The 11,617-nt window shown below is 61.2% G+C and carries 15 protein-coding genes; 9 read left to right on the top strand and 6 right to left on the bottom strand.

Annotated features, from left to right (window positions below; all coding sequences use genetic code 11):
* Window positions 1-15 precede the first annotated feature (15 nt).
* The 9 genes from E2F50_RS02975 to E2F50_RS02935 all read left to right on the top strand — a co-directional run bounded on the left by E2F50_RS02975 (window position 16) and on the right by E2F50_RS02935 (window position 4,319).
* Window positions 16-309: a nucleotidyltransferase family protein gene (locus E2F50_RS02975; RefSeq protein WP_133314562.1), complete on the top strand. Its 294-nt coding sequence runs from the start codon at window positions 16-18 to the stop codon at window positions 307-309.
* The gene (locus E2F50_RS02970; protein WP_133314561.1) at window positions 306-671 is read left to right on the top strand and encodes a HepT-like ribonuclease domain-containing protein; all 366 of its coding nucleotides are present in this window, start codon (window positions 306-308) and stop codon (window positions 669-671) included. The genes E2F50_RS02975 and E2F50_RS02970 overlap by 4 nt, the downstream gene beginning before the upstream one ends.
* Window positions 672-685: 14 nt before the next feature.
* Window positions 686-1,186 carry an ureidoglycolate lyase gene (locus E2F50_RS02965; RefSeq protein WP_133314560.1) on the top strand — a complete coding sequence of 167 codons (501 nt, stop codon included), beginning with the start codon at window positions 686-688 and terminating at the stop codon, window positions 1,184-1,186.
* Complete coding sequence (gene uraH, locus E2F50_RS02960; protein WP_133314559.1) at window positions 1,183-1,539, top strand: hydroxyisourate hydrolase; 357 nt, start codon at window positions 1,183-1,185, stop codon at window positions 1,537-1,539. Before E2F50_RS02965 ends, uraH begins: the two co-directional genes overlap by 4 nt.
* Window positions 1,539-2,285: a metallophosphoesterase family protein gene (locus E2F50_RS02955; RefSeq protein ID WP_133314558.1), complete on the top strand. Its 747-nt coding sequence runs from the start codon at window positions 1,539-1,541 to the stop codon at window positions 2,283-2,285. Before uraH ends, E2F50_RS02955 begins: the two co-directional genes overlap by 1 nt.
* A 75-nt stretch (window positions 2,286-2,360) precedes the next feature.
* Entirely contained in the window at window positions 2,361-3,146 is a 786-nt protein-coding gene (locus tag E2F50_RS02950) for a hypothetical protein (protein WP_133314557.1), read from the top strand.
* A 78-nt stretch (window positions 3,147-3,224) separates the two neighbouring features.
* Window positions 3,225-3,515: a hypothetical protein gene (locus tag E2F50_RS02945; RefSeq protein ID WP_133314556.1), complete on the top strand. Its 291-nt coding sequence runs from the start codon at window positions 3,225-3,227 to the stop codon at window positions 3,513-3,515.
* Between the two features lie 62 nt (window positions 3,516-3,577).
* The gene (locus E2F50_RS02940) at window positions 3,578-3,760 is read left to right on the top strand and encodes a hypothetical protein (RefSeq protein ID WP_133314555.1); all 183 of its coding nucleotides are present in this window, start codon (window positions 3,578-3,580) and stop codon (window positions 3,758-3,760) included.
* Window positions 3,761-3,812: 52 nt separating this feature from the next.
* Window positions 3,813-4,319, top strand: coding sequence for an NUDIX hydrolase (locus tag E2F50_RS02935; protein ID WP_133314554.1), 507 nt, complete (start codon window positions 3,813-3,815; stop codon window positions 4,317-4,319).
* A 59-nt stretch (window positions 4,320-4,378) separates the two neighbouring features.
* On the opposite strand, the gene E2F50_RS02930 is transcribed toward E2F50_RS02935, so the two are convergent.
* The 6 genes from E2F50_RS02930 to E2F50_RS02905 all read right to left on the bottom strand — a co-directional run bounded on the left by E2F50_RS02930 (window position 4,379) and on the right by E2F50_RS02905 (window position 11,589).
* Window positions 4,379-5,533 carry an alpha-hydroxy acid oxidase gene (locus E2F50_RS02930; RefSeq protein WP_133314553.1) on the bottom strand — a complete coding sequence of 385 codons (1,155 nt, stop codon included), beginning with the start codon at window positions 5,531-5,533 and terminating at the stop codon, window positions 4,379-4,381.
* Window positions 5,534-5,669: 136 nt separating this feature from the next.
* A complete protein-coding gene (locus tag E2F50_RS02925; RefSeq protein ID WP_133314552.1) occupies window positions 5,670-6,599 on the bottom strand; it encodes an MYG1 family protein in 930 nt (309 codons plus the stop codon).
* Between the two features lie 64 nt (window positions 6,600-6,663).
* The gene (gene guaD / locus E2F50_RS02920; RefSeq protein ID WP_133314551.1) at window positions 6,664-8,013 is read right to left on the bottom strand and encodes a guanine deaminase; all 1,350 of its coding nucleotides are present in this window, start codon (window positions 8,011-8,013) and stop codon (window positions 6,664-6,666) included.
* Window positions 8,010-9,248 carry a urate hydroxylase PuuD gene (gene puuD, locus E2F50_RS02915; protein ID WP_133314550.1) on the bottom strand — a complete coding sequence of 413 codons (1,239 nt, stop codon included), beginning with the start codon at window positions 9,246-9,248 and terminating at the stop codon, window positions 8,010-8,012. The genes guaD and puuD overlap by 4 nt, the downstream gene beginning before the upstream one ends.
* A gap of 153 nt (window positions 9,249-9,401) precedes the next feature.
* Complete coding sequence (locus E2F50_RS02910; protein WP_133314549.1) at window positions 9,402-10,319, bottom strand: LysR substrate-binding domain-containing protein; 918 nt, start codon at window positions 10,317-10,319, stop codon at window positions 9,402-9,404.
* Window positions 10,320-10,656: 337 nt separating this feature from the next.
* A complete protein-coding gene (locus E2F50_RS02905) occupies window positions 10,657-11,589 on the bottom strand; it encodes a LysR substrate-binding domain-containing protein (RefSeq protein ID WP_133314548.1) in 933 nt (310 codons plus the stop codon).
* Window positions 11,590-11,617: the final 28 nt, after the last annotated feature.

The following is an 11,617-nucleotide window of genomic DNA, read 5'->3' as shown; positions in this document are numbered from 1 at the left end:
GCCTATAGTGACGCCATGAGACCCTCGGAAGTCCTGGAGAAGAACAGGGAAGCGATCCGCGAAGCGACCATACGCTTCAACGCGGCGAACCCGCGCGTTTTCGGTTCCGTCGCCCGTGGAGAAGACGGACCGGACAGCGATATCGACATTCTGGTCGATGCACTTCCGGGATCGACGCTTTTCAGCCTCGGCGGCTTGCAGTTCGAGCTTGAGCAGATGTTCGGCGGCATCAAGGTTGATCTTCTGACGGAGGGTGGCATTCCCTATGTCATCCGCGATCGAGTTCTTCGGGAAGCCAAGGACATATGACCAACACTGATCGTCTGAAAATTTATATCGATCAGATGCGCACTGCAGCGCTTCGCGCTCGAGAGTTCGTGGAGCAGATGTCCAATGAGGAATTTCTCGACGACGTCCGGACGCAAATGGCGGTCGGAATGGCTTTTGTGCTGATCGGCGAAGCAGCATCCCGGATCATGACGCACTATCCCGATTTTCCCATTGAGCATCCTGAAATCCTGTGGACCCAGATCAAGGGCATGCGCAACTTTGTGGTCCACGACTATTACAAGACGGAGCTGCCAATCCTGCTTGGCACGGTGAGAACATCGCTGCAGGCGCTCGTCTCCGATCTCGATGCTCTGCGCAACATTCATGCCCAGGGCGAATGACGGAAGGATCCCTGTTGACCGAAAAGCTTGAAATCCACCGGCTGACCAAAGCAGCCTTCGCGGCTTTCGGAAACGTCATCGAGGCCGATCCTTCGACCATGCGGCTGATCAACGGCGGCTATACCGAGCGTTACCACGCGCTTTCGTCGCCGCAGGTGATCGGCGAGCCGCTGCCGATCATCTTCAACATCTTCCGGAGTCCGCCGCGTCCTTTCCCCTACGAGGTGACGATGATGGAGCGTCATCCCTTTGCCAGCCAGAGCTTTACGCCACTCTCCGGCCATCCGTTTCTGGTCGCCGTATCCGAGGACGTCCGCGGTGTTCCCGGCAAGCCACGCGTTTTCCTCGTCGGCCCGCATCAGGGGATCAACTACTCCCCGAATGTCTGGCATCATCCGCTGATGGCGCTGCAGGCGACCAGCGACTTCCTCGTCATCGACCGGGAAAACCCCCAGGACAATTACGAGGAATTCTTCTTCCCCGAACCTTATCTCCTTGAGGAGCCTCGCCTGTGACCGGCTTGACCACCCATGTGCTCGATACCGCCAGCGGCATGCCGGCGGCTGGTCTGGTGATCGACCTTTATAGACTGGACGGCGCCGGTCGCGACAAGCTCAAGAGCGTCACCACCAATGAGGATGGCCGCGTCGATGGCGGGCCGATGCTGATCGGCGATGAGTTCCTGCCGGGCGAGTATGAACTCGTCTTCCACGCGGGGGACTATCTGCGCCGCCGCGGCATGCAGCTGACGGAACCCGCCTTTCTCGACGTGATCCCGATCCGCTTCGGCATTTCCGATTCCGCCGCGCATTACCATGTGCCCCTGCTGCTTTCGCCCTACGGCTATTCCACCTACCGGGGCAGCTGATGCGTTTAGCGGTGATCGCCGACGTGCATGGAAATTGTGCCGCTCTGCAGGCGGTGCTCGAGGATATCGCCATGCTCGGCATTCGCGAGATCGTCAATCTGGGTGATTGCTTCAGCGGTCCGCTGGAGGCCGATCGGACCGCGGACCTGATGATCCTCCTCGATGCGGCCGGGACCATGACGGTGCGTGGGAATCACGATCGCCATCTTCTGGAGACCGCGCCCCATGCCATGGGAGCTTCGGATGCGCATGCCCATGGGCAGCTGGCCCCACGTCATCTGCAATGGCTTCGCAGCCTGCCGTTCAGCGCCATCTATCGCGACGAAGTCTATCTTTGCCATGCAACGCCGCAGGCAGACGATGTTTATTGGCTGGAGCAGATCTCGGCGGATGGCCAGGTTTGCCTGAATTCGGTGGAGGAAATCGAAAGGCGCGCCGCGGGCATCGAGCAGGCCTTGATTCTGTGCGCCCATACCCACATTCCGCGTGCCGTGCAGCTTGCCGATGGTCGGCTGATCGTCAATCCGGGAAGCGTCGGCTGCCCAGCCTATGAGGACGATGCGCCTTGTTTCCGCAAGGTTGAGACAGGCCATGCCATGGCGTCCCACGCCGTTCTGGAGAAGTCGGAAAAGGGCTGGGTGCCACAGTTCCGCAATGTCGCTTACGATCATATGGCAATGTCGCGGCTGGCGCAGAAGAACGGCCGTGCCGACTGGGCAAGCGCTTTGGCGACGGGGCGGATCTGAGTTCTCTCCGTCGATCGAAACCATTCCGAAATCCTTGGCCGCGATACTCCGCTTCGAATCGGAAAGGAGATGGTCATGGCTCAATCGCGCGGTAAATCCAGCTCGCGTCGCAAACCCAGTGGCAAGCGTTCGGCAAAATCCGGGTCGACCCTTTGGCCCTGGCTCGCCGCACTGGCGCTGGTCGCCGGCGGCATCGCCCTATACGACAATTCTGTCGGTGCTCGTCGCCTCGTCGCCGGCCTGACGGCGGCAAAGCCAGTCCAGACCGCATCGAAAACCGAGCAGGCGAATGACAAACCTGTGCCGTCCAAGCCCTTGCCAGCAAGTCCTCACCGGCCGGTGACACTTCGGCCTGCGACACCGCCTGATCAGAACCAGACGGCGGCGATCATTCCGCCGGCGCCGATCGGCAAGCCCGGCATGGACGTCACCTCCCAGAGTGCTGTGCCTTCCCAACCCAGCGAGACGAAAACCGGCGAAGCGAAACCGGGCGAAGCGCTGGCCGGCGCTTACCAGGCGAAATTCTATCTTTGCGGCACGGCCAAGCAGGATGATTGCGTCATGGCACCCGATCGCTTCATGTTCCATGGCCAGAAGATCCGCCTTGTCGGCATCGAAGTGCCCGACATCAAGAAACCCCGCTGCGAAAGCGAGCGCATCAAGGCGAGCGATGCAGAGCTGCGCGTACGGGCCTTCCTCGATTCGGGCCCGTTCGAACTTGTCACCTGGCAGGGCAATGGCGATGAAATTGAAGGCCACAAGCTGCGCGACGTTACCCGCAACGGTCGTTCGCTTGCCGATGTCCTCGTCAATGAAGGTTTGGCCAAGCGCCCAGGCGCTGGCAAAGGCGGCTGGTGCTGATCTTCGGAACTATTTCAGCTACGCTGGATGATCAGCCAGTTGATCCGCGCCGGCATATAAAAGGTCAAGCACCAGCACATGCCCTACGACCAATCCTCCTTCGAGTTCGACCTCGCGCTGATCCCGAGCGGCTACAGCGAGGGTGAGTTCAACGGCCGGCGCTGGGGCGTCACCGTGCGGCGGGATGCGGAAGAAAAGCGGATTTGGCTGTTTGCCGAAGATCTGTCCGGCAAGGACATTGTCAGCTTCAATCTCTACCGGATGAAGTCGGGAGTGCTCGCCTTGAAGCCCTGCGAGATGTCGAGCGACAAGGTGGTCGACTTCGTCCACGGCTACCGGTTGCGTAAGGACAAGCAGGCAGAAGGCTGAGCCCAGCCACCGCCGTTTGGAACCCGGATGCCGTCCAGGTGTTGTTGCTCCAGGAGACCGCCATGAGCAACAATGACAGCAATGCTGATCCGGAACAGCGCATCCCGCCCGATGTGACGGAGAGAGCCGACGAGCAGAAGCGTTCCGACCGCCAGTCGCTCGCGCCTGCTGCCGTCCAGCCCTCGCAGACGAAGGACGAGAGCGAAAGGCCGGTCGTCGATCCCGTCACCGGCGGCGTCATCTAGAGGCCGTCAAGCCCTTCACGCAGCGATAAATCTTGAAACCGGAGGATACTTCATGTCCATCTCGGCAACCGTCGGCAAAGTCGCAAGGGTCGCGCAGCAGGGTTTGAGCCTGATCAGCAGCGGCCACGTTGCCCAGGCAGCAGCCCTCTGCTACCGCAACACGGGCGGCGAGCGGAGGTTTCTTGTGATCAGCAGCCGCAAGAGCGGCAAGTTGGGTGTCCCGAAGGGCAATGTCGATCCGGGGGAAACCTCGCCGATTGCAGCGGCCCGGGAAGCTTTCGAGGAAGCCGGCGTGCGGGGAACGGCACAAAACAAGATCCTGACCGCCTATACCTACAGGAAGGACGGCAAGCGGCTCCGCCGCCACGTGGCCGTTCACCCGCTGGAGGTCGCCGGCATGACAGAGGACTTTCCCGAACGGGGCGAACGGACGCTGGCATGGCTTCCGGCGGCCGAAGCTGCCCGCCAGGTCGCCGAGCCCGCTTTGAAGTCGCTATTCGAGGCTCTGGCGGACGGGTCTCTGCCGGAATTCTCGCCGGTGCCGCATCGGCACAACTGAACCCGATGAACCGGCCGGCTCCATCGCTGCGTGGCCGGCCAAGGGTCGTGGCTCTTCGGTCACATGGCCGGGAAGGGCGTTCCCGCTAGAATCTCCCGATCGACATGCTGGATGTCGCGCTTGCCGCACAGCGCCATGCTGATATCCATCTCCTTGCGGATGATTTCCAACGATGCCGTGACGCCCTGCTTGCCCATGGCGCCGAGGCCCCACAGAAAGGGGCGGCCGATATAGGTGCCGCGCGCTCCGAGTGCCACCGCTTTCAGCACGTCCTGGCCGGAGCGGATGCCGCCGTCAAAATGCACCTCGATCCGGTCCCCCACCGCATCGACGATTCGCGGCAGCATGCTGATCGAGGACGGAACACCGTCCAGCTGGCGGCCGCCATGGTTGGATACGATCAGCGCATCGGCGCCCGTATCGGCAGCGGCCCGGGCGTCTTCCTCGTCCAGAATCCCCTTGATGATCAGCTTGCCGCCCCAAAGATCCTTGATCCAGCGGATATCGTCCCAGGAAAGCCGCGGGTCGAACTGCTCGGCCGTCCAGGCGCCGAGCGAGGAAAGATCGGAAACATTGCTCGCATGGCCGACGATATTGCCGAAGCCGCGCCGCTTGGTTTGCAGCATTTCCAGGCACCATTGCGGCTTGGTCGCCAGCTGCAGGGCGCTGTTCAGCGTCCATTTCGGCGGAGCCGAGAGGCCGTTGCGGATATCCTTGTGGCGCTGACCGAGAATCTGCAGGTCGGCCGTCACCACCAGGGCGGAGCACTTTGCAGCCTTGGCCCGGCCGATCAGCCGTTCCACGAAGCCGCGGTCCTTCATCACATAGAGCTGGAACCAGAAGGGTTTTGACGTGACTGAGGCGACGTCTTCGATCGAGCAAATGCTCATGGTCGAAAGCGTGAAGGGTACGCCGAATTCCTCGGCGGCCTTGGCTGCCAGCATTTCTCCGTCGGCGTGCTGCATGCCGGTCATGCCGGTCGGGGCAAGCGCCACCGGCATAGATGCCGTTTCGCCGACCATGGTCGTTGCCAGCGTCCGGTTGGTCATGTCAACCAGCACGCGCTGGCGCAGCTTGATCCTTGCGAAATCCTCTTCATTCGCCCGGTAGGTGCCTTCCGTCCAGGCACCCGAATCGGCGTAGTCGAAGAACATTTTCGGGACTCGGCGGCGTGCGAGCGTCTTCAGGTCGGCAATGGTCAGCGGCGTGGACATGCGGTCATCTTCCTCCAAAAGAAGTCTCAAGGACTAGCATAGAAGCGCGGCCGCGATCATCCCAAACTGCTGGCTTTCGCCGGCAATTTTAGCAGCGCACCCGTCGTAGATATGCTTCGGCCGATCCACGTTCGCCTCAGACAGCCGCCTGCAAGGCCTGTTGAACTGCGATCTCCGCCATGGCGAGCGCTGCCTCCCGGGTTTTGGCAGCAGCAATGAAGCGACCATTGTGACAGAAGGTAGCGCCGTTCACTCCGCAGGCGGCTTCCAGATCACCATTGGTGAGCCCAGCCCAGGCGGCCGGCAGATCCGCCCGTAGTTCGAAAGCGTCGTCGCTGCGGCGAATTCCGGTCAGGCACCAGTCCTTGTCGCGCGGATGGACGACGAAGAGCAGATGGTCAGCGCCGGCCTTCACCACCGCGGCGCGGAAGGGCATGCCCATGGGAAGCTCTAGAATGCGTCCGGTGCCGGTTTCGCCGATCGCTTTCAGGACCATGTCCTCGGCGCGAAGCTTGGCAGCACGCTGTCCGATATTGGCTTCGACGAAGCTGCGAGCGATGGCAAGCGCGTTGCAGAAAGCCCTGTCTTCCGCATCCCCATCCTTTTCGTCGAAAACCGGCTTCAGGGTTTCCAGCAGTGCGGGAAGCGTCAGGTCGGCGAGCGGACCGGCGATCGAGGGGCTGAGGGCGCCATTATCCATCAGGTCGACGGGCAGTACGAAACTCTCATCGAAGGAAGCATGCACGTCATCGACGTTGGCCTGTGGGAGGCCAAAGGCTAAAAGGTAATCGCGGCCGTAATGCTTCCAGATCAGGCCGAAGGAGCTGAACGGCTTGCCGTCGTCGCGCAACGGCGCGCCGCGCTGGTGGTGGTCGAAGATCTGCATCGCCGCGTCGTAATCGCCGCCGACGTCGTAGATGATCCGGTCACCACCGGGTGTGATCCAATCGGGAGCCCGGCTGCGGACCAGCCGCGCCTGCGGGAAAAGCCTTGTCAGGATGACGCTTGATAGAAGCTCGTCGGCATGGAAGCCACCTGAATGGGTGACGAGATAGTCTGGACTCATGCCGGGATGCGCCTTTTCGTGATGGCCGTGATGACTGATCTGATAACCAATTCGTGAAGCCTACTCAAGCCGACGCTCCGGCAGAGGCAGCGGCCGTCTCACCGCGCTCTACGGGCTTGCGCGCCATACCCGCCACATAAGTCTCGACGACTGCCCTGTCGTCGCCCATGGTCTGTAGCAGGAAAAGCTCCTCCGGTAGCGTTTTGATGGTCTCCATGCGCAGTTGCATGGCCGGGGTCGAGGCCGCATTGAGCACCACGAGATCGGCGGTCGAGCCGACATCCAGCGTGCCGATATCCTCCACCATAGACAGGGCTTCTGCATTGCCGCGGGTCATCAGGTAGAAGCTTTCCAGCGGGTTGAGGCGCTCGCCGAGCAGCTGCTGGATCTTGTAGGCTTCGTCCATGGTGCGCAGCATGGAGTAACTGGAGCCGCCGCCGATATCGGTTGCCACCGCCACCCGCACCGGCTTGTCGCGGCGCATCAGCGCCTTCATCGGGAAAAGACCCGAACCGAGGAAGAGGTTGGAGGTCGGGCAGTGGATCGCAATGGCTCCCGCTTCGGAGAGCGCATCCGCCTCGCGATCGGACAAGTGTATGGCATGGCCGAGCAGGGTCTTTTTGCCCAGCAGGCCGTATTGCGCATATATGTCCGTGTAGTCCTTGGCTTCTGGATAAAGCTCGCCGGTATAACGGATCTCCTCGTGGTTTTCGGAAAGATGCGTCTGGATGAACAGGTCCGGAAACTCCTGCGCCAACGCCTGTGCCGCCTTCATCTGCTGCGGGGTGGAGGTGATGGCGAAGCGCGGCGTGATGGCCACATGGTTGCGCCCCTTGCCGTGCCATTCGGCGATTACCGCGCGGGTCTCGTCATAGCCAATCTGCGGCGTATCGAGCAGTCCCTGCGGCGCATTGCGGTCCATCATCACCTTGCCGCCGACCATGCACATGCCGCGCTTCATAGCTTCCGCGAAGTAGGCGTCGGCTGACGTTTTGTGCACGGTGCAATAGGCGGCGGCGGTGGTTGTGCCGTGGCGCAGCAGTTCATCGTAGAAATGCGCGGCGATACGCGCCGCATGATCGCTTTCGACGAAGCGGCATTCCTCCGGAAATGTATAGGTGTTCAGCCATTCCAGCAGGTTGCCGGCATAGGAGGCGACCACCTGCATCTGCGGGAAATGCATGTGGCAATCGATGAAGCCGGGCAAGATGAGATGCGGCCGGTGGTCGATCTCTTCGATCTCCTCCGGTGCCTGTGCCTTGACGGCTGCGTAGTCGCCGGCCGCTGCGATCTTGCCATTAGATATCAAGAGGCCGCCGTCATGCTCGTAGCGATAGCTTTCGATGTCGGTCAGGGCGAGGGGCGCGCGTTTGAAGGACAGAAGGCGCCCGCGGATCAATTTGGCGTGGTTCATTCGGATATGGTGCTTTCATACCAGGCAACCAGAGCTTTGCGCTCCTCGGCCGAGATGGATGTGACATTGCCGGGCGGCATGGCATGGCTGCGGCCGGCCTGGAGATAGATCTCGCGGGCGTGAGCGGCAATCTCCGCGTCGGTTTCGAGCTTAACCGATTTCGGCGCGAAGTTGACGCCGTCATAGGCGGGCTCGGCCGCATGGCACATGGAACAGCGGGACTGGACGACGTCCCTTGCGGCTCCGAAGTGAATGTTGGCGGCGAACCTCCGCTGCATGGTGGAGGTGGCCGGTGCCATGGACGTTTCCGTCGCGCCCGTCAGGATTTTCGGCACGGTCGACAGCCACATGATGAGGATGAAGATCAGCATGGTCGCGAGCCAGGTCCAGGTGGGTCTGCCCTTGCGGGCATGGGTCGTGTTGAACCAGTGCCGGATCGTCACGCCCATCAGGAAGACCAGTGCCGCAATGACCCAGTTGAAGGCCGTCGCGAAAGCGAGCGGATAATGGTTCGACAGCATGAAGAAGATGACGGGCAGCGTCAGGTAGTTGTTGTGAAGCGAGCGCTGCTTGGCGATCATCCCGTATTTCGGATCGGGCGTGCGGCCGGCGATCAGGTCCGCCACGACGATCTTCTGGTTGGGAATGATGATCATGAAGACATTGGCCGACATGATCGTCGCCGTGAAGGCGCCGAGATGCAGGAAGGCGGCGCGGCCGGTGAAGACCTGCGTATACCCCCAGGCCATGGCGACCAGCGCGATATAGAGGACGATCATCAGTCCCCAGGTATTGCGGCCGACCGGTGATCTGCAGAGTTGGTCGTAGAAGATCCAGCCGAGGGCCAGTGATGCGAGCGAGATGAGGATGGCCTGCCAGGGCGCCAGATCCATGACCGAATGGTCGATCAGGAAGAGGTCGGCGCCGCCGTAATAAACGATGCAGAGCATCAGGAAGCCGGAAAGCCAGGTGAAATAGCTCTCGTATTTGAACCATGTCAGATGCTGCGGCATCTGCGTCGGCGCGACGAGATATTTCTGGACATGGTAGAAGCCGCCGCCATGCACCTGCCATTCCTCACCGTACACACCGGCCGGCATGTTCGGCCGCTTTACCAGGCCGAGATCGAGCGCAATGAAATAAAAGGAGGAGCCGATCCAGGCGATCGCGGTGATGACGTGGAACCAGCGTGCCGCAAAGCTCAACCATTCCCAGGCAATGGCATATTCGTACATGGCTTCCCCTTGTTGCCCCCCGACTCGTCACTCTGCGTAAAAATCCACGGCATGGGAAGTGCCGATGCGCGACGAGGCTGTTCCAGACACGCAACCGCGATGCAATGCGCCTGGCAGGAGCTGTTGATCCGCGGTGATCGCCCCGGCCGGGAGTCAGTCGCGGAAACTTTGAATGGTCGTCAGGAGGAAATCGCGGAAAGCGCGGATCTTTCTGGAATTGCGACGGCTCTCGGGATAGGCCAGCCAATAGTCGCTGCCGTCATGGGCAAGGATTGGAAGCGGCTGGATCAGGCGCCCGAGCAGGACGTCGTCGGTATAGAATTCCGGCCTCAGGATTGCGACGCCCTGGCCGGCCACAGCGGCTGCGGCCTCGACCGCCTGCGCGCCGAACTTGGTGCTCGGACGGCCGCTCAGGTCCACATCCGGCATGCCCGCCGCCGCAAACCAGATCCGCCACCAGGGATCGCCGGGATCGATAAGCCGCAGCTTCAGCAGATCTTGGGGCTTGTGCACGCCGCCGATCGTTGCCGCCAGGTCCGGGCTCAGCATCGGCGTGAAATGACTCTTGACCAGGAAGTGGGAGCGCAAACCGGGCCAGTCACCCCGGCCGGTACGGATCGCCACGTCGGCTTCGGTCTTGCCGAAATCGATGATCTCCTGCGAGGTTTCGAGTCTCACCGCCATGCCCGGATTCTGCAGCTGGAAAGTTCCCAGGTGCCGCGCCAGCCACCGAGCCGCAAAGGTCGCCGTGGAGTGGATGACCAGCGTTCCTTCCGCCGTCTCCTTCAAGCCGGCTACCGCATCGGTCATGATCGTGAAAGCTTCCGCGATCTTCGGCGCCAGTCGCTCGCCTGCTTCCGTCAACGAAACCTGCCGCGGTCGGCGCAGAAACAGCGGCTCGCCGAGCGTGTCCTCCAGCAGCTTGATCTGGTAGCTGACCGCCGTCTGGGTCAGTCCCAGTTCCTCTCCGGCTTTGGTGAAGCTCATGTGCCGGGCAGCGGATTCGAAGACCCGCAGCGCGTTCAACGGAAACTGCTTCGAGATTTTCATGGATGAGCTCTCTTGATCCATAGAGACGGTTATTCGATTGGATCTCCGTCATTTCCGGGCGCAGACTACTTCCACAAACAACAAATGAAAATGGGTTATCCCATTGGAGAAATGCGATGTTTTCGTTTGCAGACGTGTATCTTGCGCGGTTTTTGCCGCGGCGTTTAATCGCCGAGATCTTTCGATCCAAAGAAAGGACCTATCAAAATCGACTCGATCTGCAGGGCATGTCGGATCATTGGAAACAGGATCTCGGGCTTCTGGAAGGACGCCAGCGGCCCGGCCAAACCGAAGGCAACGCCTTTCGAGCAGCCCGCATCATTTTTCCGCCGCGAAATCTTTGAGAGGGCGGGCACTGTCACGCTGCGGGCAAGGCGGCTTGGCTGGGGCTGCGAGCCATGTCGCGCGCTATAGCGGCCTGCAGCCAGGTGGCAAAAGCCTTGATCTTTGCGGCGTTCTTGCGCGCCGGCGGATAGCACAGCCAGTAGGTTTTGTTGTCGTCCAGGCAGATATCGAAGGGCTGCACAAGACGTCCGGACAAAAGCTCGGCGGCAAACAGGAAGGGGCTTAGAATGGCCACCCCATGGCCGGCCAGTGCCGCATTCGCCTCCAGGTCCAGGGCGCCGAACGTGTCCAGCTGCATCTGCCGCACATCGACATTCTGGAGACCGGCAGCCTGGAACCAGTCTCGCCAGAAGCCCTTGCTGTTCGAAATCCACGGCAGCTTGAGCAGGTCGGCCGGCTCCGAAATTCCACCGATACTGTCGGCGAGGTCGGGGGTGAGCATGGGCGTATAGGTCATTTTCAGCAAGGCATGGCAGACAAGCCCGTCCCACGGCTTGGCACCGATACGGATCGCCACATCCGTCGGTGGCGGCTCCATGTCGTCGTTGCGGCCCGAATGGCGCACCAGGCGCACGGCGATGTTCGGATGCTGGAGCTGGAAATCGCCGATATGGCGCACCAGCCAATGAGAAGCGAAGGTCGGTGTCGAGTGGATTTCGAGCGTTTCGTCGGCAGTGCCGCGAGCCGCCTGAACCGCTTCAGTCAAAAGGGAAAAGGCTTCCGCCACCTTGGGCAGCAGGTTCTCGCCGGTTTCCGTCAACTGCAGCGCCCGCGGTCTGCGAATGAAAACTGTATCGCCCAGATGTTCTTCCAGCAGCTTGATCTGGTAGCTGACGGCCGTCTGCGTCATCCCCAGCTCTTCCGCGGCACGGGTGAAGTTTTCAAGCCGTGCCACGGCCTCGAAGACCCGCAATGCATTCAGCGGAAAGCGGAGCGAAAGTTTCATCGATAAGCTCTCTTGATCATGGCCCACT

This window comes from Rhizobium deserti, from assembly GCF_004358025.1.
GTDB lineage: Bacteria > Pseudomonadota > Alphaproteobacteria > Rhizobiales > Rhizobiaceae > Neorhizobium > Neorhizobium deserti.
This window is presented reverse-complemented; position numbering and strand designations above follow the sequence as displayed.

Bases quoted from the DNA above. Each gene is read 5' to 3' on its own strand.
- E2F50_RS02935 (WP_133314554.1), top strand. From the start codon at position 3,813: ATGTCCATCTCGGCAACCGTCGGCAAAGTCGCAAGGGTCGCGCAGCAG.
- E2F50_RS02940 (WP_133314555.1), top strand. From the start codon at position 3,578: ATGAGCAACAATGACAGCAATGCTGATCCGGAACAGCGCATCCCGCCC.
- puuD (WP_133314550.1), bottom strand. From the start codon at position 9,248: ATGTACGAATATGCCATTGCCTGGGAATGGTTGAGCTTTGCGGCACGC.
- E2F50_RS02975 (WP_133314562.1), top strand. From the start codon at position 16: ATGAGACCCTCGGAAGTCCTGGAGAAGAACAGGGAAGCGATCCGCGAA.
- E2F50_RS02910 (WP_133314549.1), bottom strand. From the start codon at position 10,319: ATGGATCAAGAGAGCTCATCCATGAAAATCTCGAAGCAGTTTCCGTTG.
- E2F50_RS02930 (WP_133314553.1), bottom strand. From the start codon at position 5,533: ATGTCCACGCCGCTGACCATTGCCGACCTGAAGACGCTCGCACGCCGC.
- E2F50_RS02970 (WP_133314561.1), top strand. From the start codon at position 306: ATGACCAACACTGATCGTCTGAAAATTTATATCGATCAGATGCGCACT.
- E2F50_RS02905 (WP_133314548.1), bottom strand. From the start codon at position 11,589: ATGAAACTTTCGCTCCGCTTTCCGCTGAATGCATTGCGGGTCTTCGAG.
- E2F50_RS02945 (WP_133314556.1), top strand. From the start codon at position 3,225: ATGCCCTACGACCAATCCTCCTTCGAGTTCGACCTCGCGCTGATCCCG.
- E2F50_RS02955 (WP_133314558.1), top strand. From the start codon at position 1,539: ATGCGTTTAGCGGTGATCGCCGACGTGCATGGAAATTGTGCCGCTCTG.
- E2F50_RS02950 (WP_133314557.1), top strand. From the start codon at position 2,361: ATGGCTCAATCGCGCGGTAAATCCAGCTCGCGTCGCAAACCCAGTGGC.
- guaD (WP_133314551.1), bottom strand. From the start codon at position 8,013: ATGAACCACGCCAAATTGATCCGCGGGCGCCTTCTGTCCTTCAAACGC.
- E2F50_RS02925 (WP_133314552.1), bottom strand. From the start codon at position 6,599: ATGAGTCCAGACTATCTCGTCACCCATTCAGGTGGCTTCCATGCCGAC.